15 protein-coding genes and 1 tRNA gene are annotated in these 26,046 nt (G+C 70.1%); 5 read left to right on the plus strand and 11 right to left on the minus strand.

Annotated elements, in window-relative coordinates; genetic code table 11:
- Positions 1-93: 93 nt before the first annotated feature.
- On the plus strand, positions 94-2,880 hold the full coding sequence (topA, locus tag G6N19_RS11260; RefSeq protein ID WP_049792954.1) for a type I DNA topoisomerase: 2,787 nt from the start codon (positions 94-96) through the stop codon (positions 2,878-2,880).
- A gap of 1 nt (position 2,881) precedes the next feature.
- Here topA and G6N19_RS11265 read toward each other — a convergent pair whose 3' ends face one another.
- Positions 2,882-4,570, minus strand: a complete 1,689-nt coding sequence (locus G6N19_RS11265) for an adenylate/guanylate cyclase domain-containing protein (RefSeq protein ID WP_193374491.1) — start codon at positions 4,568-4,570, stop codon at positions 2,882-2,884.
- A 1-nt stretch (position 4,571) separates the two neighbouring features.
- Between G6N19_RS11265 and G6N19_RS11270 the strand changes: the two genes are divergently transcribed.
- Together G6N19_RS11270 and G6N19_RS11275 are read left to right on the plus strand one after the other, a co-directional pair.
- Positions 4,572-5,798 (plus strand): DNA polymerase III subunit delta', encoded by a 1,227-nt coding sequence (locus G6N19_RS11270; protein ID WP_013830851.1) that lies wholly within the window; start codon positions 4,572-4,574, stop codon positions 5,796-5,798.
- 31 nt (positions 5,799-5,829) lie between these two features.
- A tRNA-Thr gene (locus G6N19_RS11275) sits at positions 5,830-5,905 on the plus strand.
- Between the two features lie 102 nt (positions 5,906-6,007).
- Here G6N19_RS11275 and G6N19_RS11280 read toward each other — a convergent pair.
- The 10 genes from G6N19_RS11280 to G6N19_RS11325 form a co-directional block, all read right to left on the minus strand.
- Positions 6,008-6,856, minus strand: coding sequence for a hypothetical protein (locus G6N19_RS11280; protein ID WP_193464946.1), 849 nt, complete (start codon positions 6,854-6,856; stop codon positions 6,008-6,010).
- Entirely contained in the window at positions 6,853-7,902 is a 1,050-nt protein-coding gene (locus G6N19_RS11285) for a hypothetical protein (RefSeq protein ID WP_193464947.1), read from the minus strand. The genes G6N19_RS11280 and G6N19_RS11285 overlap by 4 nt, the downstream gene beginning before the upstream one ends.
- A gap of 131 nt (positions 7,903-8,033) precedes the next feature.
- Positions 8,034-9,596: a sensor histidine kinase gene (locus G6N19_RS11290; protein ID WP_232062375.1), complete on the minus strand. Its 1,563-nt coding sequence runs from the start codon at positions 9,594-9,596 to the stop codon at positions 8,034-8,036.
- Entirely contained in the window at positions 9,593-10,354 is a 762-nt protein-coding gene (locus G6N19_RS11295) for a response regulator transcription factor (RefSeq protein WP_013830849.1), read from the minus strand. Before G6N19_RS11295 ends, G6N19_RS11290 begins: the two co-directional genes overlap by 4 nt.
- Positions 10,355-10,384: 30 nt before the next feature.
- Positions 10,385-11,578, minus strand: a complete 1,194-nt coding sequence (locus G6N19_RS11300) for a PPE family protein, SVP subgroup (RefSeq protein ID WP_193464948.1) — start codon at positions 11,576-11,578, stop codon at positions 10,385-10,387.
- Between the two features lie 17 nt (positions 11,579-11,595).
- Positions 11,596-11,895, minus strand: coding sequence for a PE family protein (locus G6N19_RS11305; RefSeq protein WP_013830847.1), 300 nt, complete (start codon positions 11,893-11,895; stop codon positions 11,596-11,598).
- 23 nt (positions 11,896-11,918) lie between these two features.
- Positions 11,919-13,184, minus strand: coding sequence for a PPE family protein, SVP subgroup (locus G6N19_RS11310; protein WP_193464949.1), 1,266 nt, complete (start codon positions 13,182-13,184; stop codon positions 11,919-11,921).
- Positions 13,185-13,297: 113 nt separating this feature from the next.
- Positions 13,298-14,653, minus strand: a complete 1,356-nt coding sequence (locus G6N19_RS11315) for a M1 family metallopeptidase (RefSeq protein ID WP_013830845.1) — start codon at positions 14,651-14,653, stop codon at positions 13,298-13,300.
- Positions 14,650-18,558 carry a Pls/PosA family non-ribosomal peptide synthetase gene (locus G6N19_RS11320; protein WP_193466379.1) on the minus strand — a complete coding sequence of 1,303 codons (3,909 nt, stop codon included), beginning with the start codon at positions 18,556-18,558 and terminating at the stop codon, positions 14,650-14,652. The genes G6N19_RS11315 and G6N19_RS11320 overlap by 4 nt, the downstream gene beginning before the upstream one ends.
- Before the next feature lie 58 nt (positions 18,559-18,616).
- Entirely contained in the window at positions 18,617-20,404 is a 1,788-nt protein-coding gene (locus G6N19_RS11325) for a hypothetical protein (protein ID WP_193464950.1), read from the minus strand.
- Between the two features lie 32 nt (positions 20,405-20,436).
- Here G6N19_RS11325 and G6N19_RS11330 point away from each other — a divergent pair, with 32 nt between their 5' ends.
- Both G6N19_RS11330 and G6N19_RS11335 read left to right on the plus strand, forming a co-directional pair.
- Entirely contained in the window at positions 20,437-21,381 is a 945-nt protein-coding gene (locus G6N19_RS11330; protein ID WP_193464951.1) for an NAD-dependent epimerase/dehydratase family protein, read from the plus strand.
- 145 nt (positions 21,382-21,526) lie between these two features.
- The gene (locus G6N19_RS11335) at positions 21,527-26,044 is read left to right on the plus strand and encodes a cation-translocating P-type ATPase (protein ID WP_193464952.1); all 4,518 of its coding nucleotides are present in this window, start codon (positions 21,527-21,529) and stop codon (positions 26,042-26,044) included.
- Positions 26,045-26,046: the final 2 nt, after the last annotated feature.

Consider the following 26,046-nt stretch of genomic DNA (forward strand, 5'->3'; position numbering starts at 1 on the left):
GTTTGCGTCGGCACGGCTGTGAGTGTGAGATTGTCAGTTGTCCACCGGCGGCGCGGCGTGCAGGTGCGGACAAGAAGTGGAGCGTAAGCGCAGTTGGCTGACTCTAAGACGGTGAGCGCCCGCAACGGCGATAAAACACCCGTGCGGCGACTCGTCATAGTCGAGTCGCCCACCAAGGCGCGGAAAATCGCCGGTTACCTGGGCAGTGGCTACGTCGTCGAGTCCTCCCGAGGTCATATCCGGGACCTGCCGCGCAACGCCGGCGACGTGCCGGCGAAGTACAAGACCGAGCCGTGGGCGCGCCTCGGGGTGAACGTCGACGCCGAGTTCGAGCCGCTCTACATCGTCAGCCCCGACAAGAAGAGCACCGTCACCGAACTCAAGGGCCTGCTCAAAGACGTCGACGAGCTCTATCTGGCCACCGATGGTGACCGGGAGGGCGAGGCGATCGCCTGGCACCTGCTGGAGACCCTCAAGCCGCGCGTGCCGGTCAAGCGGATGGTGTTCCACGAGATCACCGAACCGGCGATCCGCAACGCCGCCGAGAACCCCCGCGACCTGGACATCGACCTGGTCGACGCGCAAGAGACCCGGCGCGTCCTGGACCGGCTCTACGGCTACGAGGTCAGCCCCGTGCTGTGGAAGAAGGTCGCACCGAAGCTGTCGGCGGGCCGTGTCCAGTCGGTGGCCACCCGCATCATCGTGCAGCGCGAACGCGAGCGGATGGCGTTCCGCAGTGCCTCCTACTGGGATGTGGTGGCCCAGCTGGACGCCAGCGTCTCCGACCCGGGCGCCGCCCCGCCCACCTTCACCGCCCGACTGGTCGCCGTCGACGAGCTGCGGGTGGCCAGCGGACGCGACTTCGACTCGCTGGGCACGCTGCGCAAACCCGACGAGGTGCGGGTGCTCGACGAGGCGGCGGCCACCGCGCTGGCGGCCGGGCTGGCGGGCGCGTCGCTGTCGGTGACCTCGGTGGAGGAGAAGCCCTACACCCGGCGGCCCTACGCGCCGTTCATGACCTCGACGTTGCAGCAGGAAGCGGGCCGCAAGCTGCGGTTCTCCGCCGAACGGACGATGAGCATCGCCCAGCGGCTCTACGAGAACGGCTACATCACCTACATGCGTACCGACTCGACGACGCTGTCGGCCAGCGCCATCGATGCCGCGCGCACCCAGGCGCGCCAGCTCTACGGCGAGGAATACGTCTCGCCGACGCCGCGGCAGTACACCCGCAAGGTCAAGAACGCCCAGGAGGCCCACGAGGCGATCCGGCCGGCCGGCGAGACGTTCGCCACCCCCGACGCGGTGCGCAACGAGCTGGGCAGCGACGAGTTCCGGCTCTACGAGTTGATCTGGCAGCGCACGGTGGCCTCGCAGATGGCCGACGCCCGCGGCACCACGCTGAGCCTGCGTATCGGTGGCCGCTCGGGTTCGCAGCAGGTCACCTTCGCCGCCAGCGGGCGCACCATCACCTTCGCCGGGTTCCTCAAGGCCTACGTCGAGACCGTCGACGAGTTGGCCGGCGGTGAAGCCGACGACGCCGAGCGCCGGCTGCCGCAGCTGACCCAGGGCCAGCGGGTGGATGCCGCCGAGGCCACCCCGGACGGGCACTCCACCAACCCGCCGGCCCGTTACACCGAGGCCTCGCTGGTCAAGTCGCTCGAGGAGTTGGGCATCGGACGGCCCTCGACCTACTCGTCGATCATCAAGACCATCCAGGACCGCGGCTACGTCTACAAGAAGGGCAGCGCGCTGGTCCCGACCTGGGTGGCGTTCGCCGTCATCGGTCTGCTCGAACAGCACTTCGGCCGGCTGGTCGACTACGACTTCACCGCGGCGATGGAGGACGAACTCGACGGCATCGCCGCCGGGCGGCAGCGCCGCACCGACTGGCTGCACAACTTCTACTTCGGCGGCGACTACGGCGTGGAGGGTTCGATAGCCCGGGCCGGGGGCCTCAAGAAGCTGGTCGGGGTCAACCTGGAGGGCATCGACGCCCGCGAGATCAACTCGATCAAGTTGTTCGACGACGAGCAGGGCCGGCCGGTGTATGTCCGGGTCGGCAAGAACGGCCCGTACCTGGAGCGCATGGTCGCCGGCGACGACGGCGAGCCGACGCCGCAGCGCGCCAATCTCGACGATTCGCTGCCGCCCGATGAACTGACCCTGGCGCTGGCCGAGGAACGCTTCGCCACTCCGCAGGAGGGCCGGCCGCTGGGCATCGACCCGGAGACCGGGCACGAGATCGTCGCCAAGGACGGCCGCTACGGCCCCTACGTCACCGAGATCCTGCCGCCGCCGGACGACGAGTCGGGCACCACCGCCAAGAAGGGCAAGAAGCCGACCGGACCCAAGCCGCGCACCGGATCATTGCTGCGCAGCATGGATCTGCAGACGGTGACCCTCGAGGACGCACTCAAGCTGCTGTCGTTGCCGCGGGTGGTCGGCGTCGACCCGGGCTCCGGCGACGAGATCACCGCCCAGAACGGCCGCTACGGCCCGTATCTGAAGCGCGGCACCGATTCTCGGTCACTGTCCAGCGAGGAGCAGATCTTCGAGATCACCCTCGAAGAGGCGCTCAAGATCTACGCCGAGCCGAAACGCCGTGGCCGCCAAGCGGCTGCCGCGCCGCCGCTGCGTGAACTGGGCGCCGACCCGGCGACCGGCAAGCCGATGGTGATCAAGGACGGCCGCTTCGGGCCGTACGTCACCGACGGCGAGACCAACGCCAGCCTGCGCAAGGGCGACGAGGTGGCGTCGATCACCGACGAGCGGGCCGCGGAACTGCTCGCCGATCGGCGGGCCAAGGGGCCGGTGAAAAAAAAGGCTGCCAAGAAGACCACCCGCAAGGCACCGGCCAAGAAAGCCACCAAGCGCTGACTCAGTCCGCCGCGGCCGGGGTCCCGGCGTTCTCGGACGAGACCGCGTCGGTGCCCGCAATCTTCAACGGCCGCGCCAACTGAGTGGAGCCGGCGCGCCCGCGCAACTCGACGATCTCGCCGACCTCCCAGCACAACGCCTCCGAGTCGACCGCGCCGCTGACCGCTACTGCCGAAGCCAGCACGTGGCCCTCCTCCAGCTTGGCCAGCTCGGTCAGCCGGGCGGCCTCGTTAACCGGGTCGCCGATCACGGTGTACTCGAAGCGGGCGCGGGCGCCGATGTGGCCGGCGATTGCCCGCCCGGCGGAGACGCCGATGCCGAACTCCTCCGAACCCAGCACCGGCAGCAGCCCGTCGTGCAGTTCGCGGGCCGCCGCCAACGCGGCGCTGCAGGCATCGGGGTGCTCGATCGGGGCGCCGAAGATCGCCAGCGCCGCGTCACCCTGGAACTTGTTGACGAAACCACCGTGCCGTCCGACGGCCTCGACCACCACCCGGAAGAACTCGTTGAGCAGGTTGACGACTTCACTGGGCGGCCGGGTCGATGCGAGCTCGGTCGATCCCACCAGGTCGACGAAGAGCACCGCGACGTCGCGCTCCTGGCCCCCCAGTTCGGTGCCGCGTTCCAGGGCGCGGCGCGCCACGTCCTCACCGACGTAGCGCCCGAACAGGTCCCGCAGCCGTTGCCGCTCAGCCAGATCGCGCACCATGTCGTTGAAGCCGGCCTGCAGCAGCCCGAGCTCGCTGGCGTCGTAGATCTGCATGTGGGCGTTGTAGTTACCGCGCTGCACCTCCCCGAGCGCCCAGCGCAGCTGGCGCAGCGGATCGGCGATCGACATCGACACCAGCGCGGTGCCGGCCAGCCCGATCACCAGGGCTGCCAGCGCCATGAACAGGATCGGGGTGAACAGTTTGTCGGCCGAGGCGTCGAGCAACGACGTCTTGGCGGCCACCACCGACAGCACGATCGCCAGCAGCGGCACGCCGGTCGACAGCAACCAGGTCAGCAGCTGACGCAGCAGCACCCCGGGGGCCCGCAGGTTCTCCGGCACCCCACCGCGCAGCGCCGCGACCGCAACCGGCCGCAGCACCCGCTCGGACTGCAGGTAGCCGATGATCGCGGTGGCGGCAGCACCCAGCGCGGTGGCGGTGACCACCACCGGCAACACGTCGTAGGTCACCGGCCAGCTGGCGGCGACGAACACCACCCCGCCCACCGTCCAGTAGCTGATGCTGATCAGCGAGCGGTAGAACGGCATCCGCAGCGCCCGGGACCGGGCCAGTTCGGTGTCGGCGGGGTCGGCCTCGGTGTCGGGCTCGGCCAGCATCGCCTCGCGGCGTTGCCAGCGGAACACCGGCATCAGCAACGAGGTGCTGATCGTGAAGCCGAGGACGAACAGGCACCACAAGGTGACGGCGAAGACCACCAGGTTGACGCGCGGTAGATCCTGCAGGTTGATCCGGTCCTCGATCGGCAGACCGAACCGCAGGAAGCCGAACACGAACAGCGAGCCGATGATGTCGGCCTGCAACATGCTCAGCGTGAACACCGGCCACGGCGTGCGCACCACCCAGCGGACGAATCGGCTGATCCGCCCGCCCAAGCTCGTGGTACTCACCAGGACACCGTATCCGGCGGGATGAGCAAAGCCAGAGTCCCAATGTCTTGCCCGACCGCTACTGTGACCGATGATGTCCGGGGTTTTCGCACGTTTGGTGGGCCAACAGCCGGTGGAGGCCGAGTTGCTGGCGGCGGCGCGCGCAGCGCGCTATGACGCTGCTCACAGCGTGCGTACCGCCGGAGGTATGTCACACGCCTGGCTGATCACCGGGCCGCCGGGATCGGGCCGCTCGATCGCGGCGGTGTGCTTCGCTGCGGCGCTGCAGTGCAGCGCCGACGAGGCCGACGGCGGGCCCGGTTGCGGTACCTGCCGGGCCTGCACCACCACGATGGCCGGCACGCATGCCGACGTCCGGCGGGTGGTGCCCGAGGGATTGTCCATCGGTGTCGAGGAGATGCGGTCCATCGTGCAGGTCGCCTCCCGGCGTCCCGGAACCGGCCGGTGGCAGATCGTGGTGATCGAGGACGCCGACCGGCTGGGCGAGCGGGCCGGCAATGCCCTGCTCAAAGCCATCGAGGAGCCGCCGCCGTCGACGGTGTTCCTGCTGTGCGCCCCATCGGTCGACCCGGAGGACATCTCGATCACGCTGCGGTCCCGCTGCCGGCACGTGGCGCTGGTGACGCCGGCGCCCGCGGCGATCGCCCAGGTGCTGATCGACACCGACGGGCTCGACCACGAGACGGCCGGCTGGGCGGCGGCGGTCAGCGGCGGCCACGTCGGCCGGGCCCGGCGGCTGGCCACCGACCCGGAGGCCCGGCAGCGCAGGCAGCGGGCGTTGGCGCTGGCCCGCGACTCGGCCACCCCGTCCCGGGCGTTCAGTGCGGTCGACGAACTGGTGGCCGCGGCCGAGTCCGAGGCCCGTGACCTGACCGCCGATCGGGCCGAGGCCGAGACGGAGGAACTGCGCACCGCGCTGGGGGCCGGCGGCACCGGTAAGGGCACCGCCGGGACACTGCGGGGCACCGCCGGGATGATCAAAGACTTGGAGCGCCGGCAGAATTCCCGTCACAAGCGGGCCTCGCTCGACGCGCTGGACCGGGCCCTGATCGACCTGGCCAGCTACTTCCGCGACGCCCTGCTGGTCGCCACCGCGTCGGCCGGCGCCGCACGGCCCAACCATCCCGACATGGTCGATGCCGCCGCGGCGATGGCCGCGCACGCGTCGGGGGATGCGCTGTTGCGCTGCATCGAAGCGGTGCTGGAATGCCGCGACGCGCTGGCGGCCAACGTCAAGCCCCGGTTCGCCGTCGGCGCGATGGTCGCCACCATCGGTCAGGCGCTGCGGGCCGACCTGTAAACTCGGCTGGTCCCGGTCTCGGTCGGGGCACGCCGCCTTAGCTCAGTCGGTAGAGCGATTCACTCGTAATGAATAGGTCAGGAGTTCGATTCTCCTAGGCGGCTCCATTTTCGTAGGTCCCTCCACCCGCGAAGGTGCATGTTTGTACGGCGACACGCCGTATTTGGTGTCAGTGGGTGCACGCTCGCCGGGCGCCTGTCACGCCCCTTCTAGAAACCTGCTGCCGCGAGGAATGCGCGCACGACGGCGACAGCTTCCTGGCGTAGTCGGGCAGGCTCGTCGCGATCGCTACCTTCGGCGAGGAAATTGGCGTAGGCGTGTGGGCCATCGTTTTCGGCTGCGGCGAATCGCTGCGCAAGTAGATGCGTTGCTTCGTGAACTTGAGCCGCGCCGTAGATCGCACTGTTGGCAGCTGTGCGGCCGGCGTCCTCTGGGCCGTCGCCGAAGTTGAGCAAGCAATAGATGAGGTCATAGGCGTCCTTGTTCTCATGGCGGTCTTGAAACGCAAGGATCTTTAGAACGGTGTACGACAAGATATTTGCCACGCGGACCGTTACGCGAGACCGGCCGCCGTCGTCGAGCCGATCCGCTTCCAACGAGTGTTCGGTGAAGTCCTTCGCGATCAGCTGCGCTCCACGGACGTTGAACGCGCCGAGTTTTGTGCCCAGGCCTTGTTTCGGCCTGAAGATTCTTCCAGGTTCGACCTGATCGGTGTCGCACATGAACTCCACGAGGATCGTTACGCCGTCGACCTGTCTTTTCCATCGGAACGAGTTCTCCGGCTCGAAGCCCGACTTCCTCAAGTTGTTCTCGAGCGTCCGGTACGTCTCGTCGCTGTCGGCATCGACGGTCAGCCCGATCACGAGGTCGACATCGGTCGTGCCGACATGCGGTCGTGCACCCTCGGGCAGGCTGCCAACGATGTAGCGAGGCGCCAGACCCCCGGCCAGGTAGATACGGTTACCCCACGGGCCAACATCGCCGAGCAGCGTGACGAGCGCACGTTCGCAACGGGCGGTCGTGTCTTCGTCGTAGTCGCTGTAGTGGTTCTTGCTCAAAATCTGATCACCTCCTGGCGAAGCCGGTCGGCCTGTTCTTTCCCGCGACGAGGATCTCGTCGCAGGTCGCAGTACAGTCGGAACGGATTGACGGTCCAGACGCCTTCGACATTCAAACGAAAGGCAAGCGGCGTGTCCCCTGGCTCTTGTTTGAGCAGAATGTTGTGCCCCTCAACAACAGGCTCGGCGCCTGCCGCTTGAACGGCCAAGTCGAGATCGGCGGCCTCGGTGATCCAAATGTCCACAACCGGAATCGATGTCACGAATGGCGCGAGCCGTGCCGCGCCGGCAGGGCCGGTGACGGCGTGATCACAGCCTGCATCGGTGAGTTGGTCGCTCAAGATTCGCGCGTGAGCGCGTGCGTCGCGCGCAAGGCGGAATGCGCGCACCTGTTTCACACGACGGTCTTGTAGCTCCTCGGCCAACAGATCGAGCAGGGCAGTGGCGTCGGAGACACGACGGACTCGCTTCGGGCCGGCGCCGTCAACGGTGATCAGGCCGTCGCGCTCCAGCCGCGAAAAGACGCGATGCGCCAGGGCGGGCGATACCTCAGCGGTAGTCGCTAAATCGGCCACGCGCCACCAGCGCTGGGGTTCTCGCAGGAGGGCTTGGGCCGCCACACCTGCCTTGCCGGTGAGCTTGACCGGCGGATCGACGTTGTCCCCATGGCGTTCGGGCCTGGCGAGCCGCCCCTCGGTCCAAATGAAGATCCCGGGTAGGTCAATGCGGATGTTGCCCTGAGCATCGATCAGCCCGATACCAGCTTCCTGGAGAAGTCGACGCGCTTCCTCGGTCGAAGTTCGGGCGACCGCCAGTAAGTGGGTTTCTGGGGGGAGTGCCTTGGCAGACTTGATCAGCTGATGCGCCTTCGCAGTGTTGATCGCGGCCTGCGCTTTGATTTCTACGACGTGGCGGATACTGCCTGCGCAGACGATGACGTTGGGGTGATTGCCCAATACGACCTCTGTCGTCACCCCGGGAACATCTCGAAGGATGGTGAGGGAGGCTTGGTCGACAGGGCCTTTGATATTTACAATCGGATGCATCTTCACAGTGACTGTAAATATACATTAAATGGTAAATAATCGTCAACGGTGTGATCCACGACTGGGCGGGCCGTGGGGACCACCTCGCCACCCCCCACCGCGAGCGCATGTTTGCCCAGCGACACGCCGTTTCAGCCGGCGTTCTGTGCACGTTCGCCCGTGCTGTCACCGGCGGCTGGGTCCGGATCCACCATCGGTAGCCGAACCCGGAACACCGTCGCGCCGTCGCTGGATTCCGCGTCCACCGAGCCCCGGTGGGCGCCGACGATCGAGGCGACGATCGCCAAGCCCAGCCCGGTGCTGCCCGACTCCCCGGAGCGGGCCTTGTCGGCACGGACGAACCGCTCGAACAGGTGCGGCACCATGTCGGCCTCGATCGCCGGCCCGTCATTGGCCACCGTCAACTCCGCGACCGGACCGCCCACCCGGGCGCGGTCGGCGGCGATGGCCGTGGTGACCGTCACCCCCGCCGGCGTGTGCACCCAGGCGTTCTTCAACAGGTTGGTGACGACCTGGTGCAGCCGGGCCCGGTCGCCGCGGACCCACACCGGAGACTCGGGCAGCTCCTTGACCCAGTGGTGGCTCGCTGCGGCGGCCGCCGCGTCGTTGACCGCATCGGCCACCAGATCGGCCAGGTCGACGTCTTCGATGTTGAGATCCTGGCCTTCGCCCAGCCGCGACAGCAGCAACAGCTCCTCGACCAGCGACGCCATCCGCTGCGCCTCGGATTCGATACGCGCCAGCGCGTATTCGGTGGTCGGCGGCAGCGTGGCGGAGTCCTGCCGGGTCAGTTCGGCGTAGCCCTGGATCGCCGCCAGCGGGGTGCGCAGCTCGTGGCTGGCATCGGTGATGAACTGCCGCATCCGCCGGTCGGCTTCGCTGCGGTAGGCCAACGCGCTGTCGACGTTGTCCAGCAGGCGATTGAGGGCTCCGGCGACGATGCCCACCTCATTGTCCGGATCGACGTCATCCTCGGACACCCGGACGGTGATGCGTTCATCGCCGTCGGTCAGCGGCATGGCGGCCACCGCGCCGGCGGTGGCCGCGACGCGGCGCAGCGGGCGCAACGCGTAGTTGACCACGGTGATCGTCAGGCCCGCGGTTATCAGCAGTGCCAACGTGTACAGCGTTGCGGCAGCGGCCATTCGGCGCACCACGGTGCGGTTCGCCAGGTTCAGTGACCCGCCGATGAACAGCAGGTCGTCCTGGTCGACGACACGGGTCTCCACCCGATAGGTGCCCAGGCTGCCCAGGTCCATCGTCTGCGGGGGGCCGTTGTGCCAGTGGTGTGCGTCGATCGCGGCGACCACGTCGGCAGGTGCGGGATAGGGGTCCGCCACGGTGAACACCGCCGACCCGATCACCTTGCCGTTGCGCAGCACCGCCAGCACGTTGCCGGGCGTCTGGTCGCTGAAACCGAGCATGGCCGGCCCGATGGTCGACGCCTCGTCGGCGCCGGCGACATTCTGGGCGCGGCGATACTTGGCGAAGGAATGACTGAAGGCGTTCAGCGACTCGGACAGATCGGCATCGCTCGTCGCGGTGACGTAGTTGCGCAGGCTCAGCACCGACACCACGCCGACCGCCACGAACACCACGGTCACCACGGCCGACACCCCGAGCACCAGTTGGCGGCGCAGCGCCCGCGGACGCCACCAGGGTGTCTTTCGGGGCGCGCTAGGGGCGTCGGTCACGGCTGCGGCTTCAGCATGTAGCCCACGCCGCGCACGGTGTGGATCATCGGCGGATCGGCGTCGATCTTCTTGCGCAGGTAGGAGATATAGAGATCCACGATGCTGGTGCGGCCGGCGAAGTCGTAGTTCCAGACCCGGTCGAGGATCTCGGCGCGGGCCAGCGCCCGTCCCGGGTTGCGCATCAAGAACCGCAGCAGCTCGAACTCGGTCGTGGACAGCGACACCGGGGTGCGCCCGAACGTCACCTGCCGGCTCGCGCCGTCGAGCGTCAAATCACCCACGGTGAGCACCTCGTCCACCGGTGGCGTCAGCTGGGCGGACCGGCGCAGCAGACCGCGCAGCCGGGCGACCAACTCCTCGAGGCTGAACGGCTTGGTCATGTAGTCGTCGGCGCCGGAGGTCAGGCCGGTGACCCGGTCGGTCACCGAATCGCGGGCGGTGAGAAACAGCGTCGGGATATAGGCGTCGGATTCGCGGACCCGCTGCAGGATCTGCAGCCCGTCGACGTCGGGCAGCATGATGTCGAGAACCAGCAGATCGGGCTCGCCGCTGTGAAACTTGGCGACGGCGTCGCGGCCGTTGTGGGCGACGTCGACGACCCACCCCTCGTAGTGCAGTGCCATCGTCACCAGGCTGGTCAGCGCCGGTTCGTCGTCGACCAGCAGCACCCGGATCGGTGATCCGTCGGGCCGGTTGATCCGCGGCAGCTGGCCGAGGATCGCCTTGCGCGGGCTCCGGTGATCCGTGTTATCCGACATCGATCACCATTGTCCACCCTGGATACCGGATCATTCGCCGAGAAGGCGTTCCTTGCGCTCGATGAATTTCTGCTGGCTCAGAACTCCGGAGTCGCGGAGCTCGACGAGGGCACGCAATTCGGCGACGACGCCGATCGACTTCGGCCGCACCGGCTGGTCTGGGTCGTCGGATTCGTCGGCCGGCTTGGGCGAGGCGGGTGCGATGGTGGGATTCGGCGGGGCGGCCGCCGACCGGCGTCCCGGGACGACCGTGCAGGTCATGTTACGGCCGGCCATGCCGGCCAAACCCATTTCGGCGAACGGTATTTCGGCGCCGGCTGTGGCCGCCGCCGCAGCGGAGGTGCCGGATTGTGCTGTAACCAGGGTGGTTTCGCGTAGCTCCGCCGGTGTGGCGGCGGCCCAGGTCCGCGGTACCGACAGTGCTCCCACCGGTACGGACTTGCCCATCCCGGCCCAGGTCGCCCCGCGTCCGCTGGGCGCGGTCCGGCCGATCAGGTCCAGGCCGCCCAGCGCGCCCAGCCCCAGCGCGCCTTCTTCCGGCAAGGCCAGCTCCCCCAGGGTGATCGCCATCCCGCCGAATGCACCGCCCAAACCGATGCTGCCGAACGGCACGACGCTGCCCACCTCCAGAACCGCGGCGGCTAGGTCGAAGGCCAGCCCGGGTGTTATCGCGGCGCCCGGTGTGGCCGGCGCGGCGCCGGTGGTGGTGGGTCCGGGTGCGGTGTAGGCGGGTAGTTGGGTGGCGGTGGCGGCATTGCCGGCGTAGCCGTACATGGCGGTGGCGTCTTGGGCCCACATCGCGGAGTAGTGGGCTTCGTTGGCGGCGATGGCGGCGGTGTTCTGGCCGAGCAGGTTGGTGGCGATCAGGGTGGCCAGCTGGGTGCGGTTGGCGGTGATGACCGGTGGGGGCACGGTCATGGCGAAGGCGGTTTCGTAGGCGGCAGCGGCGGTGGCGGCTTGGCTGCCGGTGGTGGCGGCTTGGGTTGCGGTGCTGTTCATCCAGGCGAGGTAGGGGGTCGCGGCGGTGGCCATGGCGGTCGCGGCTGGTCCTTGCCAGGTTTGGTCGGTCAGTGTGGCGATGACGGTGCGGTAGGCGTTGGCTGCGGTTTCCAGTTCGGCGGCCATGGTTTTCCAGGCGGTGGCCGCGGCGCGGATCGGGCCGGATCCCGGGCCGGCGTACATCAGCGCGGAATTGACCTCCGGCGGTAACGCGGCAAAATTCATCGGCTGCCTCCCGGTGGTCAGCCGGCAGCGATCGCGTTGGCGGCTTCGGTGCTCGCATACGCCATACCGCCACCATTCAGGGTGCTGACGAACATCTGGTGGACCGCGGCGGCTTGGGCCGCCACATCCTGGAACAGCGCACCGTTGGCGTTGAACAGCGCGGCGATCGACATCGAGACCGCATCGGATGCCGGGGCCGCCATGGCGGTGGTCGGTGCGGCCACGGCCGCGCTCTGCGCATGTACCGCCGAACCGATCCCCTGCAGATCACCGGCGGCCCCGGACAACGACTCCGGCTGGGTGACAACGAAAGACATCCGTCAACCTTTCTGTTTGAAATTCACTCGTCGATGAAATCGTCGATAACGCGTTCCCGTTGCCGGGTGAACTCGTCTTCGGTCAGCACCCCGGCATCCCGCAGCTCCGCCAGACCCCGCAGTTCGGCGAGAATCTCAACTCCGGTCACCGGCTCCGGTGCTACCCGGGACACGTCGGCCGACTCCGCCGGCTTGGCCGGGGTGATGGGGTTCGGTGCGGTGACCGGTGTCCGGCGTCCCAGGCCGACGGTGCCGGCCATGGCACGGCCGGCCATGCCGGCCAAACCCATTTCGGCGAACGGTATTTCGGCGCCGGCCGCGGCAGCGGCGGTGCTCACGCCGGATTGCGCTGCTACCGAAGTGGTTTCCCGCAGCACTGACGGTGTGGCGGCCGCCCAGGCCTGTGGCACCGACAGCCCGCCCAGAGGTACGGCCCTGCCCATACCGGCGCAGGCCGCCGGAACCCGGCCGGGTGCCGCCGCTGCCGAGGCCAAGGAGGCCGGCGGGAAACCGCCGCCGGCGGACACGGTGCCACCGATGAGGCCCAGTCCGCCGATCGAACCGAAGTCACCGCCGAAGCCCAGGCCGGCGAACGGCGCGAGGCTGGCCGCTTCGATGGCCAGCGCACCGAATTCCAGGCCGGCGCCGCCGCCCTCGAAGGGCGCGATGCTGTCCACCTCGAGCAGCGCAACCAAGATGTCGAGTACCAGCCCGGGCGCGCCGGCACCTTGGTAATCGCCGGACGTATCCGCGGCGGGGGCGGCGTCGGTGGTGGTGTGGGGTGCGGTGAAGGTGGGCAGTTGGGTGGCGGTGGCGGCGTTGCCGGCGTAGCCGTACATGGCGGTGGCGTCTTGGGCCCACATCTGGGCGTAGTGGGCTTCGTTGGCGGCGATGGCGGCGGTGTTCTGGCCGAGGATGTTGGTGGCGATCAGGGTGGCCAGTTGGGTGCGGTTGGCGGTGATGACCGGTGGGGGCACGGTCATGGCGAACGCGGTCTCGTAGGCGGCTGCGGCGGCGCTGGCTTGGGTGCCGGCGTGGGCGGCTTGGGTTGCGGTGGTGGACATCCAGGCGGCGTAGGGGGCTGCAGCAGTGGCCATGGCGGTGGCGGCGGGGCCTTGCCAGGTTTGGTCGGTCAGGCCGGTGATGATGCTGCGGTAGGAGGTTGCTGCGGTTTCCAGTTCGGCGGCCATGGCTTTCCAGGCCGTTGCGGCGGCCCGGATGGGGCCTGATCCCGCCCCGGAGTACATCAGCGCAGAGTTGACCTCCGGTGGCAACGCTGCAAAATTCATCGGCACTCCTCGAATCGGCCGATATCCGACGGTATTTTCGGCCGCGCCGGCCGGGCAACCCGGCGGCCGGGACTCATACGAAACGCATATGTGCCCCGGCCGCGGACCGGATGCTACAGCGCCGGAAGCTCGGCGGAGTACAGCCAGGCCTGCCACAGTGCCTCCAGCGGCTCCACCGACGCCGCGGCTGCGTACTCGGCGGCCAGCCCGGTGAAGTCCTCGGTGGCGGCGTTGCCGTGGCGATAGCGCGTCGTCCACTCGCGCAGCAGCGCGAAGAAGTCGTCGTCGCCCAGCTTGCCGCGCAGCAGATGCAGGGTCAGCGCGCCGCGCTTGTACACCCGGTCGTCGAACATGTCGGCCGGCCCCGGATCGGCCAGCAGCAGATCCTGCGGCAGCGAGGACAGCTGCCGGTGGTAGCGCCGCGCCAGTTCGTCGGTGCTCGGCCCGCCGGAATGCTCCGACCACAGCCATTCGGCGTAGCAGGCGAACCCCTCGTGCAGCCAGATATCGCGCCAGTGCCGCACGGTGACACTGTTGCCGAACCACTGGTGGGCCAGCTCGTGGGCGATCAGCCGCTCCGATCCCCGCCGGCCGTCGCAATGGTTGGCGCCGAAAACCGAGATCCCCTGGGCCTCAAGGGGGATCTCCAACTCATCGTCGGTGACCAGCACGGTGTAGCCGGCGGTCAGCGGGTAGGGGCCGAACAACCGCACGAACAGGTCCATCATCTGCGACTGGCGGGCGAAATCCCGGTCGAACTGCCGGGTCAGCCGGGCCGGCAGCACGGCGTGGATGGGCACGTCCGCATCGGGCAGTCGGCGGGTCACATACCGGCCGATCTGCAGGGTGACCAGGTAGGTCGGTGTCGGCTCGGGTTGCTCGTAGGTCCAGGTGGTGCGGGCCGATCGGACCCGCTGCGACACCAGTTCGCCGTTGGCGACCGCACGGTACGAACTGTCGGTGCTGATCTGGATCAGATAGCTGGCCTTCGCCGCGGGCTGATCGTCACACGGGAACCACGTCGGCGCGCCATTGGGCTGCCCCGAGACCAGTGCGCCATCGGAGAGCTCCTCGAAACCCACTTCGCCCCACAGGGTTTCGCTGGGTCTGGGCGAACCCGAATACCGCACCGTGATCACCAGCGCCGCCCCGGCGGGCAACTCGGCCGCCAGGGTGATCCGCAGCTTGGCGGCTGCGGTGCCGAACCGGGCGGGGTGGCGGCCGTTGACCCACACCTTGGCGACCGACAGCGTATCGGCGAGGTCCAGGGTGAGCTCGCGTAACGCGGTGAGCGTGACCGCGGTGATAGTCGCGGTGCCCGACAACCGGTTACTGCTGAGCTTGTACTCCAGGTCCAGCTCGTAGCGCGACACCCGGTAGCCGGTGTTGCCGCTGCCGGGCAGGTACGGGTCCGCTACGGGCGCAACACTGTCGGTCGCCTCGGTGAGGGGCTTGACCGGTTTGCTCACGCCGCGGACTCCTCGGTCGGGGCGGGCGAAGAGCCGCGCTTCTTGCGGGGTACCGGCCACGGCGCGATCGGGTTGCCCTGCCAGCGGGTCGCCGGCGGCACCCCGTCGCCGCGCATCACCAGGGATGCCGGTCCGATGGTGGTGCCGGCGCCCACCCGGGCGGCCGGCAGCGCCACGCAGTGCGGGCCCAGGGTGGCGCCGGCTTCCAGTGTGACGGTGTCCAGCTGCATGATCCGGTCGTGGAACAGGTGGGTCTGCACCACACAGCCGCGGTTGACCGTCGCCCCGGGCCCCAGCGTCACCAGGTCGGCTTCGGGCAGCCAGTACGTCTCGCACCACACCCCGCGGCCGATGGTGGCGCCCAACGCCCGCAACCACAGGTTCATCACCGGCGTGCCGGTGGCGGCCCGGGCGAACCACGGCGCGGCCACCGTCTCGACGAAGGTGTCCGACACCTCATTGCGCCACACGAACGGCGACCACAATGGGTGCTCGGTGGCCCGGATCCGGCCCACGGTCACCCATTTGGCCACCACCGCGATGCCGCCGGCCGCCGCACCTGCGGCCAGCAACGCCACCCCGCTGCCCAGGGCGGTCCAGCCGTAGCCGAACCGTGTTGCCGCCCACTGCAACACACCGAGCATCGTGACTCCGATCGCAACGGTCACCATGACCGGGATCAGCCGGAACGTCTCCATGACGGCGCGCATCAGCTTCAGCCGCAACGGCGGTTCGAAGGTCCGCTCGGCATCGAGGTCGGCCATCTTGCGGCGTAATCGGACCGGCGGGCTGCCCAGCCACGACGAACCGGCCTTGGCTTTGTGCGGCGCCGTCGACAGCACCGCCACCAATGCTTTGTCGGGTACGCGCCGGCCCGGCTGGGTGATCCCGGAGTTGCCCAGGAAGGCGCGTTTGCCGATGGTGGTCGGGGCGACGTGGATCCAGCCGCCGCCCAGTTCGTAGGAGGCGACCATGGTGTCGTCGGCGAGAAAGGCGCCGTCGGCGATCGTGGTGAACTTCGGGATCACCAGGGCCGTGGAGATCTCGGTGCCGTCGCCGACCTTCGCCCCCAACAACCGCAGCCACCAGGGCGTGATCAGGCTGGCATACACCGGAAACAGGTAGTCGCGCGCGGCGTCCATCAGCCGCTCGGTGGCCCACAGCTGCCAGCCCTGGCGGCTGCGCACCGGGTGATAACCCTCGGTCAGCCCGATCGACAGCAGTCGCACCGCGGCGATGGTCACGGCGGCGTAGCCGGCCAGCGCGGTCAGCGCCGCCGCCGGCGTCCACAACGCCGCCGGCCCGATCGCCGCCCCCAACGTGGCGGCCTCACCGACAGCCCGGCCCACCACGGCCAGCCCGGCGCCCAGTGCCAGCAACGGCAGCCCGCCCAGCAGTATCGACGTCAGCCCGTAGACCGCCACCCAGATCGGCCGGGGCGGTGGCCGCTGATCCGGCCACGGATGGCGTGCCTTACCGGATTTCACCGCCGGCGAGCCGGTCCAGTACTGGCCCTTCTTGACCTCGCCGATCACCCCGGAGCCCGGGGCGACGTCGGCGTCCTTACCGACCGATGCGCCCGGCAGCAGCGTGGTGCGGGCACCGACGGTGGCATCGTTGCCGATGGTGATCGGGCCGACGTGGAACACCTCGCCGTCGATCCAGTACCCGCTCAGGTCGACCTCCGGTTCGATGGAGCACCGGTGCCCCAGCGTCAACATCCCGGTCACCGGCGGGGCGGAGTGCAGATCGACGCCCTTGCCGATCTTGTTGCCCAGTGCCCGTGCGTAATACACCAACCACGGCGCCCCGGCCAGATTTTCGGCGCCGCTGGCCGCCGCGAGGCGTTCGGCGAACCAGACCCGCAGGTGTTCGGCACCGCCACGCCGATAGCTGCCCGGCCGCAGCCCGGCCAGCAGCGCACGCGCCCCGAGCGCCGCGATGCCCATCCGGCCCAGCGGGGTGACGAACAGCACGAACGCGGCGATCACCCACCCCCAGTCCAGGCGCACCAGCCAGGGCAGCGGATGCCACGCGGCAGCCGTGTTGTTGAGCAGCGCCAGCCAGGTCACCCACTGCAACCCGGTCAGCGTGGCCAGCGGCACCGACAACAGCAGCTGGGCGGCCTGGGTCAGCCGCGGCATGGGCTGCACCGGGCGCGGCGCGGCCGCCGCGGCGGGATCGCTGCGGCCCGTGTCGTCGAGGAACCCGGCCAGTGAGCCGAGCCGCGGCCGGTCGTAGAGCTGGGCGACCGTGGTCTGCGGGTAACGCTGCCGCAACGCGACCACCAGCTGGGCGGCCTGCAGCGATCCGCCTCCCAGGGCGAAGAAGTCGGCCTGCTCGTCGTCGACCGCGGTGCCCAACACCTCACGCCACAGCCCGGCCAGCCAGCCCAGCGTGCTGTCCGGGTCGTCGGCGTCCCACCGGCCGCCCGGTTCCGGGCCCACCGGCCACGGCAGCGCGTCGCGATCCACCTTGCCCGACGTCCGGGTGGGCAACTCGTCGACCAGCACCAGCCGGGGAACGAGCGCGGCCGGCAGCCGCCGCTCGAGCATCGCGCGCGCTGCGGCCACGTCGAAGTCCGGGTCGCTGCTGACCAGATACCCGACCAGCAGCGGTGTTCCGCCGGCACTGCTGCGGACCGCGGCCGCGGCCCCGCTGACTCCGGGCAGTCCCACCAGCGCACTGTCGACCTCGCCCAACTCGATGCGCCGCCCGCCGACCTTGACCTGATCGTCGGCGCGCCCGCAGAAGACCAACCCGTCCGGTTCCAGGCGCACCAGATCGCCGCTGCGGTAGGCCCGCGGCCACTCCAGGGCGGGCAGCGGTGCGAACTTCTCGGTGTCCCGGTCGGCGTCGAGGTAGCGGCCCAGCCCGGCGCCGCCGATCACCAACTCGCCGACCTCGCCGGTGGCCACCGGTTCGCCGTCGGCGCCGATCACGGCCAGATCCCAGCCGGCCAGCGGCAGCCCGATCCGGACCGGCCCGGACTCGCCCAGCTGCGCCGCGCAGGCCACCACGGTGGTCTCGGTGGGACCGTAGGTGTTCCACACCTCGCGGCCGTCGGCCGCCAGCCGGGCCGCCAATTCCGGTGGGCACGCCTCGCCGCCGAAGATCAGCAGCCGCACCGCTTCCAGCGCCTCGGCCGGCCACAGCGCGGCCAGCGAGGGCACGGTCGACACCACGGTCACGTCCCGAGACACCAGCCACGGCCCCAGGTCCATGCCGCTGCGCACCAGCGACCGTGGCGCGGGAACCAGGCATGCACCGTATCGCCACGCCAGCCACATCTCCTCGCAGGAGGCGTCGAACGCGACCGACAGTCCGGCCAGCACCCGATCCCCGGGCCCGATCGGGTTGTCCTGCAAGAACAGTTGAGCTTCGGCGTCGACGAAGGCCGCCGCGTTGCGATGGGTGATCGCCACCCCCTTGGGGGTGCCGGTGGATCCCGAGGTGAAGATGATCCAGGCGTCGTCGCGGAGCGACGGCGCCGAGGCCCGCCAGCCGCGCGACTCCCCGGGGCCGCGGAGCAAGCCCTGTTCGGTGAGTATCGCCGCCACCTGCGCCTCGGTGAACACCAGTTCGGCCCGCTCGGCGGGATCGTCGGCGTCGACCGGGACGTAGGCGGCGCCGGCGGCCAGCACGGCCAGGATCGCCACGTAGAGCGCGTAGCTTCCCGACGGCATCCGGATGCCGATGCGGTCGCCGCGGCCGAGACCGCGGGCGGCCAGCCACGCGACGCTCTCCTCGATGTCGGCGATCAGCTCGCCATAGGTCAACACCACCTCGCCGTCGTCGATCGCGGCAGCGTCGGGGTGGCGGGCCGCGGTCTCCTGCAGCACGTCGATCAGGGTGCGCGGTTCCGGCGCCGACGAAGCGCGCAGGTACTGCGTCGGGACTTGCACCGTGGGCACGTCTGTAGAACGTACCCAGCGCCCGGTCGGCGTGCAGCGCGCCGCGCGGTCACGTCGGCGCGACGTAGCCGAGCGGCCCCGACGCGATGCACACCGACAGCGCCGCGGTGTCGGCGCGGGCGGTGACGTTGTGACCGCCGCCGGGGAGCCGCACGTAGACGCGATTGAGTCCCGGGCGCACCCGGACCCGGACGTCGGGCCCGTCCGACAGCGACAGCGTCATGGCGCCGTCGACGTTGGCCAGGTAGTTGATCTCGGCGGTCCAGTCGGCCGGCAGCAGCGGGCCGTCCAGGCCGAGCGTGACCGGCAGGTCGGGTTGCACCAGATAGCCGCACTGCGGCACCGGCCCGGCCACGATGGACCGCACCCAGGTCACCTGGGCGTCGGTCAACGTTCCCGCACTGGTCAGCATCCGCAAACGCGGTGTCGCCGAGGCGAACTCAGGCCGGTCGCGAACCAGGGCGAACAGGTGGCTGGCCAGGTTCTCCGGATAGACCACCCGCTGCAACACCAGCGGATCCACCTCCTGGTCGAGCAGTGGCGCGTCGGACTCGGCGCGGGCGGCGGCCAGCGCGGGCAGGGCGTTGTGCAGATACGGCCGGGCCGGGTCGTCGCGCCAGCGGGCCAGGAACGTCGCCGTCGAATACAGGCTGCTGGCGGTGAAGGTCACCGCCAGGCAGCTCACCATCGCGGTGCGCCACGGCGAGGCGTCCAGCCACCGCGACGTGTCGCGGTTGGGGGCGCACATCCCGACCGCGCCCAGGATCGCCAGCACCACGACCAGGTCGGCCAGGTACCGCAGGGTCTGGGCGAGTTCCAGCGCGGTGAACGCCGACGAGCGCATGAGATAGATCGGCACCTGGCAGGCCGCCGCGTACCCGGCCGCGGCCAGCCACACCGGCACCAGTCGGTGTTTGCGCGCCGACGACACCGCCAGCAGACCCGCCAATACCAACCAGCCCAGCGCCATCACTGCCGGACCCGGCAACGCCCACGGCGAGGCCGGAGCCCACCGGGCCCACGTCCAGGGGCCGCCGGCCAGGCTCGGGACGATGCCGTGGGTGACCGAGCGCCACAACAGGTCGCGGGTCATGTCCAGGTCCAGGCTCCAGCGCCGCTGGTTGACCACCGCCAGATAGACCGCGATCCACCCACCGGTCACCGCCAGCGTCGCCGCCCACAACCGGGCCCCGGCCCGCCAGGTAGCGGCCACCGCCCCGCGGCCCCCGGCCACATGATGCAGCAGCGCGCAGACCGTGAACGCGACGAACGGGATCACCGCGGCCTTCTCGAAGAACAACAGACCGCCCGCGTATACCACCGTGCCGGTGAGCGCGTAGCGCCGATTCCCGGTGCGCGCCAACAGGATCGCGTCGGCGCACACCCAGGCCAGCGCCGCGCACATCGGCAGCGAGTTCAGCGCCGCCGCCCACCACGCGAACGCCGGCAGGCCCAGCGGACAGAACAGCGCGAAAACCAGCGGCACCAGCAGCACCGGCCGCCAGCCCAGGATCACCCGCAGCGCCCGCAGCAGCGCCAACGACGCCAGCAGCTGCAGCACCACCAGGCTGGCCGCCGGGGCGGCCCACTGCAACGGCCACAGCCGGCTCAGCACGCCGGCGAGCAGGAACGCGCCGGGCATCACGTGGCCGTCGTGGTCGTCGAACAGATACGACGGCGAGAGCAGCTCGTGGGTGCCGGCCCGGCCGATCAGGATCAGGTCGTCCCAGTAGAAGTAGCCCCCGAACGCCACCACCGCCCGGACCCCCAGCTGCGCGGCGATCAGGGCCAGCGCCGCCCAACCGACCCAGGGCAGGCTCGCCAGTCGGGTGCGCATGCGTCTTTCTTACCGGTCGGTATGGTGGGCCGGTGCGAGCACTGGTCACCGGAGCAGCCGGATTCATCGGATCGTCGCTGGTCGACCGCCTGCGGGCGGACGGGCACCCGGTGGTCGGGCTGGACAATTTCGCGACCGGACGGGCCACCAACATCGAGCATCTGGCCGGTGACGCCGACTTCAGCTTCGTCGAGGCCGACATCGTCACCGCCGACCTGGCCGACGTGCTGGCGCAGTACCGCCCGGAGGTCATCTTCCACCTGGCCGCCCAGATCGACGTGCGGCACTCGGTCGCCGACCCGGCCTTTGACGCCTCGGTCAACGTCGTCGGGACGATCCGGCTCGCCGAGGCGGCGCGTGCCGCCGGCGTCCGCAAGATCGTGCACACCTCGTCGGGCGGGTCGATCTACGGCACCCCGCCGCGCTATCCGACCACCGAGGACGACCCCACCGACCCGGCGTCGCCCTATGCCGCCGGCAAGGTGGCCGGTGAGATCTACCTCAACACCTACCGGCACCTCTACGGGCTGCAGTGTTCGCACATCGCGCCGGCCAACGTCTACGGCCCGCGGCAGGACCCGCACGGCGAGGCCGGCGTGGTGGCGATCTTCGCCCAGGCGCTGCTACAGGGCGCCCCCACCAAGGTGTTCGGCGACGGATCCAACACGCGCGACTATGTGTTCGTCGACGACGTGGTCGACGCCTTCGTGCGGGCGTCGGGCCCGGCGGGTGACGGCCAGCGGTTCAATGTGGGCACCGGCGTGGAAACCTCGGACCGCCAACTGCATTCGGCGGTCGCCGCCGCGGTCGGGGCACCCGACGACCCGGAGTTCCACCCCCCTCGGCTGGGTGATCTGAAACGGTCCTGCCTGGACGTCGCCCGGGCGCGGGAGGTGCTGGGCTGGCAGCCGCGAGTCGCGCTGGCCGACGGCGTGGCCCGCACCGTGTCGTATTTCCGGCAGGTGAAATCGGCCTGAACGATGTGGCATACTGGCCCGTCGGAGGGGAGTATTCCTTCGTCGCAGTGTCGTCATCTCGTCGCCCGTCATCGGACGACCGGTGCTGTGGGCCGGTTACCGGCGGAAGAGACCTCCAGCGCATCAAAGACGCTGGAGGCAATCCATGGACGTGTTCTCGATCGGCCGCTTCGGTCTGGAGACAGTCGGCGCGGCGGCAACGTCGGTTCTGGGGGCCAGCCTGGACTTGGCCGCCATCCCACTGCGCGAAGGCGCCAAAATCCTTGCCGGTGAGCGCTCCGATCTGACCAGCCGGCGCAGCTGGCGCGGTGCCGGACGGGCCTGGATCGAGATCCGCGGGCTCGACGAGGACGGTGGGGCCGATATCGGCGCCGAGGTGCTCGACGCGCTGCGGGCCCGCCCGGACGTGACCTCGGTGCGGCTGAACCGCCCGCTGTCGCGGGTGATCGTCGAGATCGACGACGACGCGTCGCTGGCCGACCTGTGCGCCACGGTGGCCGCGGTCGAAAAGTCCGCAGCGCTCAGCGTCACCGAGACCGCCGCACTGCCCGGCGACGGGCTGTTGTTGGCCGCCAAGGGTGCGATGGTGGGCGCCAACGCGGTGGGGTTGGCGATCGCGACAGCGGGCAGCGTGCTGCGCTGGCCGGCAGCGCCCAAGATCTTCGACGCCGCGGCGTCGGTGGCGCGCTACCAGCCGCTGGTCCGGAACGCGCTGGAAAGCCGGATCGGGCCCGCCCGCACCGACGCGGTGCTGTCGCTGGCCTCGCTCGGCTCGCACATCATCACCATGTCGCCGGCGATCCTGGCGGTGGACCTGATGGTGGAGGGCCTGAAGGCGTCCGAGGCCCGTGCCGGGGCGCTGGCCTGGAATCGCTACGAGCCGGAGCTGGCCCGCTGGGCCGAGCACCCGGAGGTGCACCGCGCGCCGCGTCCGGTGCCACGGCCGCACGGGCCGGCCGAACGGTATCTGAGACGAACCGCGGTCGCCCAGGTGCTCGCCACCGGGGTGGTGGGCGCCATCACCCGCAACGTGGACATGACCTCGAGTGCGATCCTGGCGACCTCGCCGAAAGCGGTACGCACCAGCTGCGAGTCGTTCGCCGCGACCCTGGGGCAGGGACTGGCGGACTCCCACGAGGTGCTGCCGCTGCGGCCGGACAGCCTGCGCCGGCTCGACAAGATCGACACCGTGGTCATCGATCCGCGGGTGCTCACCGGCGAACAGCGCCGCGTGGTGCAGATCCACGGCGCCACCGAGCACGAGCTGCCACAGGCCTGGAACAACGCGCAGCGGCTGCTCGACAAGCCCGGGCTGCGTCCCGGCTGGCACCGGGTCCGCATGACGGCACGCGACCGCGCCGAAGCGGTGGAGGCGTTGATCCTGCCCACCCACCACGCACTGGCCTCTGCGGTGGTGCTCGAGGGTCGGGCCTCCGGCGCGCAACTGGTCACCGTGGACACCGACATCCTCGGTGAGCTGCGCCCCGGTTTCGACGACATCCGCCCGGCGCCCGGCGCCGGTGACATCGACGGGATGGACGCCGCACTGGCTGCCGCCGTGACCGAGCTGCAGCAGGCGGGCCGCACCGTCGCCGTGCTGTCGAGCTCTGCGGCGCAGGCGCTGGCGGCGGCCGATCTGGCGCTCGGGGTCATGCCGGCAAGCGAAAATGACTCCCTGCCTCCTCCTTTCTATGCCGACCTGCTGCTGGCCGATCTGGGTGCGGCATGGCAGTTGCTGCGCGCGCTGCCGGCCGCCCGCGACGCCACCGAGCGCGGTGTGGCGATCTCGATCGGCGCGTCGACCATCGCCGGGCTGCTGTTGGTGCGCGGTGTCCGGGCGACCATTCCCGGTCTCGGGGCGGCACCGGGCCGCGGCCCCGGCCCGGTGACGGTCGGTGCGGGCGCCGGGATGCTGTCGGGGTATCTGCTCGCCCGCCGGGTGCTGCGTGCCCGCGCTCCGCAGCCGGCACCGGCCTACGAGTGGCACGCCATGTCGGTCGAGCAGGTGCGTGAGTTGTTGGGGCCGGATGCGGTGACGCCGCTGGCCGAGCGCGCCCCGGTCGACACGGGCCCGCAGGGCATGTTCTGGCCGTACTTCCACGCCGTGCGCGCCGAATTGTCCGACCCGATGACCCCGATCCTGGCGCTGTGCTCGGCGGCGACCGCCATGCTGGGTTCGCCGATCGATGCCGTGATGGTGGGCACCGTGCTCACCGGCAACGCCATGCTGGCCGCCTACCAGCGGCTGCGTGCCGAGAGCCGGCTGAACACCCTGCTGGCGCAGCAGGCCCCGCCGGCGCGGGTCGCCTTGACCGGGGCGGACGGTTCGCGGACTTACCACGAGATCGTGGCCGAACAGCTGCTGCCCGGCGACGTGATCGAGGTGCGCAGCAACGAGGTGGTGCCGGCCGATGCCCGGCTGATCGAGCAGTGCGACGTCGAGGTCGACGAGTCGTCGTTGACCGGTGAATCGTTGTCGGTCGGCAAGCAGCTGGACCCGACGCCCGGCGCCGAACTGGCCGAGCGCAGTTCCATGCTCTACGCGGGCACCACGGTGATCGCCGGGACGGCGCTGGCCATCGTAACCGCGGTGGGCGCCGACACCCAGTCCCGTCGGGCCTCCGAACTGGCCTCCGGAGAGCTGCCCGAAGTCGGCCTGCAACACCACTTGTCGCAGCTGATGCATCGGACGTTCCCCTACAGCGCTGCCGGCGGTGTGGCCGTCGGTGCGCTCGGCCTGCTGCGGCAGGGCGGCCTGCGGGTGGCACTGGGCAACGCGATCGCGGTCGCGATCGCGGCGGTTCCGGAGGGGATGCCGCTGATGGCGACCCTGGCCCAGCACGCGTCGTCGCAGCGGTTGAGCAAATCCGGTGCGCTGGTGCGGATCCCACGATCGGTGGAGGCACTGGGCCGGGTCGACGTGGTCTGCTTCGACAAGACCGGAACGCTGTCCGAGAACCGGTTGCGGGTCACCACGGTGCACCCGGTCGGGGGATACTCCGACGACGACGTGCTCGGCACTGCGGCGCAGGCGGCGCCGGCTCCCGGCGGTGCGGCGTACGCGCACGCCACCGACCAGGCGATTGTCGAGGGGGCGGCCGCCGCAGCCGGCGCGCGGCCGTGGACCGAACCGGACGCGCACCTGCCGTTCCGCTCCGGGCGCGCGTTCTCGGCCTCGGCGCTGGGATCGGAGCTCGTGGTCAAGGGCGCACCCGAAGTGGTGCTCGAGGCCTGCAAGAACGCCGGTGCCGAGGAGGAACGACAGGTTGCCGAGATGGCTGCCCGCGGGCTGCGGGTCATCGCCGTGGCGCAGCGCAAGCTGACCGCGGCGCAGCTGCGAGCGGTTCGCGACGACCCGGAAGGCACCGAGCGGATCACCGAGGTGGCCGGTTCCGGATTGACGCTGATCGGGTTCCTCGGCCTGGCGGACACGCCCCGTGCCGACGCCCCGCAGTTGCTGTCCGATCTGGCGGCCCGTGGCATCGACATCCGGATGATCACCGGCGACCACCCCATCACAGCCTCCGCGATCGCGGCCGAGATGGGCGTCACCGTCGCCGCCGAGCAGGTCATCACCGGCTCGGAGTGGAACGCGTTGAACCGCAAGGAACAAGAGCGAGTGGTCTGCGAGCGGGTGATCTTCGCGCGAATGTCGCCGGAGAACAAGGTGCAGATCGTGCAGACCCTGGAGCGCGCCGGCCGGGTGTCGGCGATGGTCGGTGACGGCGCCAACGACGCCGCCGCCATCCGGGCCGCCACGGTGGGGCTGGGGGTGGTGGCGCACGGCAGCGACTCCGCGCACGCCACCGCCGACGTGGTGCTGACCGACGGGAAGATCGGGGCACTGGTCGACGCGATCGACGAGGGCAGGCGGCTGTGGCGGGGTGTTCAACTGGCCATCTCCGGGCTGCTGGGCGGCAATGCCGGCGAGGTGATGTTCTCCGTCATCGGGACCGCGGTCACCGGCGATTCGCCGCTGAACACCCGGCAGTTGCTGCTGATGAACACCCTGACCGACGCACTGCCGGCCACCGCGGTGGCGGTCAGCACCCCGGCGGGCCCCATCGGCGACGCCGTGCCCGGCCTCGACGAGAAGAAACTGTGGCGCGCGGTGGCATTCCGCGGCGGGGTCACCGCGGCGGCGGGCACGGCCGCCTGGGCCATGGGGCGGGTGAGCGGCACGCCGCAGCGGGCCTCGACGGTGGCGCTGATCTCGCTGGTGACCACCGAACTCGGTCAGACCGTGGTCGACTCGCGGGCGCCGCTGGTGCTGGCGACCGCGGCCGGATCCTTCGTGTTGTTCGCCGCGATGGTCTCCACGCCCGGAGTCAGTCAGTTGCTGGGCTGCACTCCGGTCGGCCCGATCGGTTGGGCGCAGGGGGTCGGCACCGCGGCGGTGGCCACCGCCGCGGTGGCCGTGGCGGGCCGGCGCTCCGACGTCGTTAAGGAGATCGCTGCGGCCGTGCCCGAGGCGCCGACGGTGGCGGCGGCTCCGGCGGACAAAGCGGTGGCGGCCAAGAAGGTTCCGGCGAAGAAAGGTCCGGCGGCCAAGAAACCTCCAGCCAAGAAGGCTCCGGCGGCCAAGAAAGCCGCGGCCAAGAACGCCTCGGCGAAGAAGGCCGCCGCGAAGAAGCCGACCCGGAAACTCGAAGTGGTGCGCTGAGG

The sequence above is a fragment of the Mycobacterium novum genome (assembly GCF_010726505.1).
GTDB classification, from domain to species: domain Bacteria; phylum Actinomycetota; class Actinomycetes; order Mycobacteriales; family Mycobacteriaceae; genus Mycobacterium; species Mycobacterium algericum.

Excerpts from the sequence above, each read along its gene's own strand:
- G6N19_RS11285 (WP_193464947.1), bottom strand. The coding sequence starts at position 7,902 with ATGCATCCGATTGTAAATATCAAAGGCCCTGTCGACCAAGCCTCCCTC.
- G6N19_RS11295 (WP_013830849.1), bottom strand. The coding sequence starts at position 10,354 with ATGTCGGATAACACGGATCACCGGAGCCCGCGCAAGGCGATCCTCGGC.
- G6N19_RS11310 (WP_193464949.1), bottom strand. The coding sequence starts at position 13,184 with ATGAATTTTGCAGCGTTGCCACCGGAGGTCAACTCTGCGCTGATGTAC.
- G6N19_RS11325 (WP_193464950.1), bottom strand. The coding sequence starts at position 20,404 with ATGCGCACCCGACTGGCGAGCCTGCCCTGGGTCGGTTGGGCGGCGCTG.
- G6N19_RS11335 (WP_193464952.1), top strand. The coding sequence starts at position 21,527 with ATGGACGTGTTCTCGATCGGCCGCTTCGGTCTGGAGACAGTCGGCGCG.
- G6N19_RS11300 (WP_193464948.1), bottom strand. The coding sequence starts at position 11,578 with ATGAATTTTGCCGCGTTACCGCCGGAGGTCAATTCCGCGCTGATGTAC.
- G6N19_RS11270 (WP_013830851.1), top strand. The coding sequence starts at position 4,572 with ATGTCCGGGGTTTTCGCACGTTTGGTGGGCCAACAGCCGGTGGAGGCC.
- G6N19_RS11305 (WP_013830847.1), bottom strand. The coding sequence starts at position 11,895 with ATGTCTTTCGTTGTCACCCAGCCGGAGTCGTTGTCCGGGGCCGCCGGT.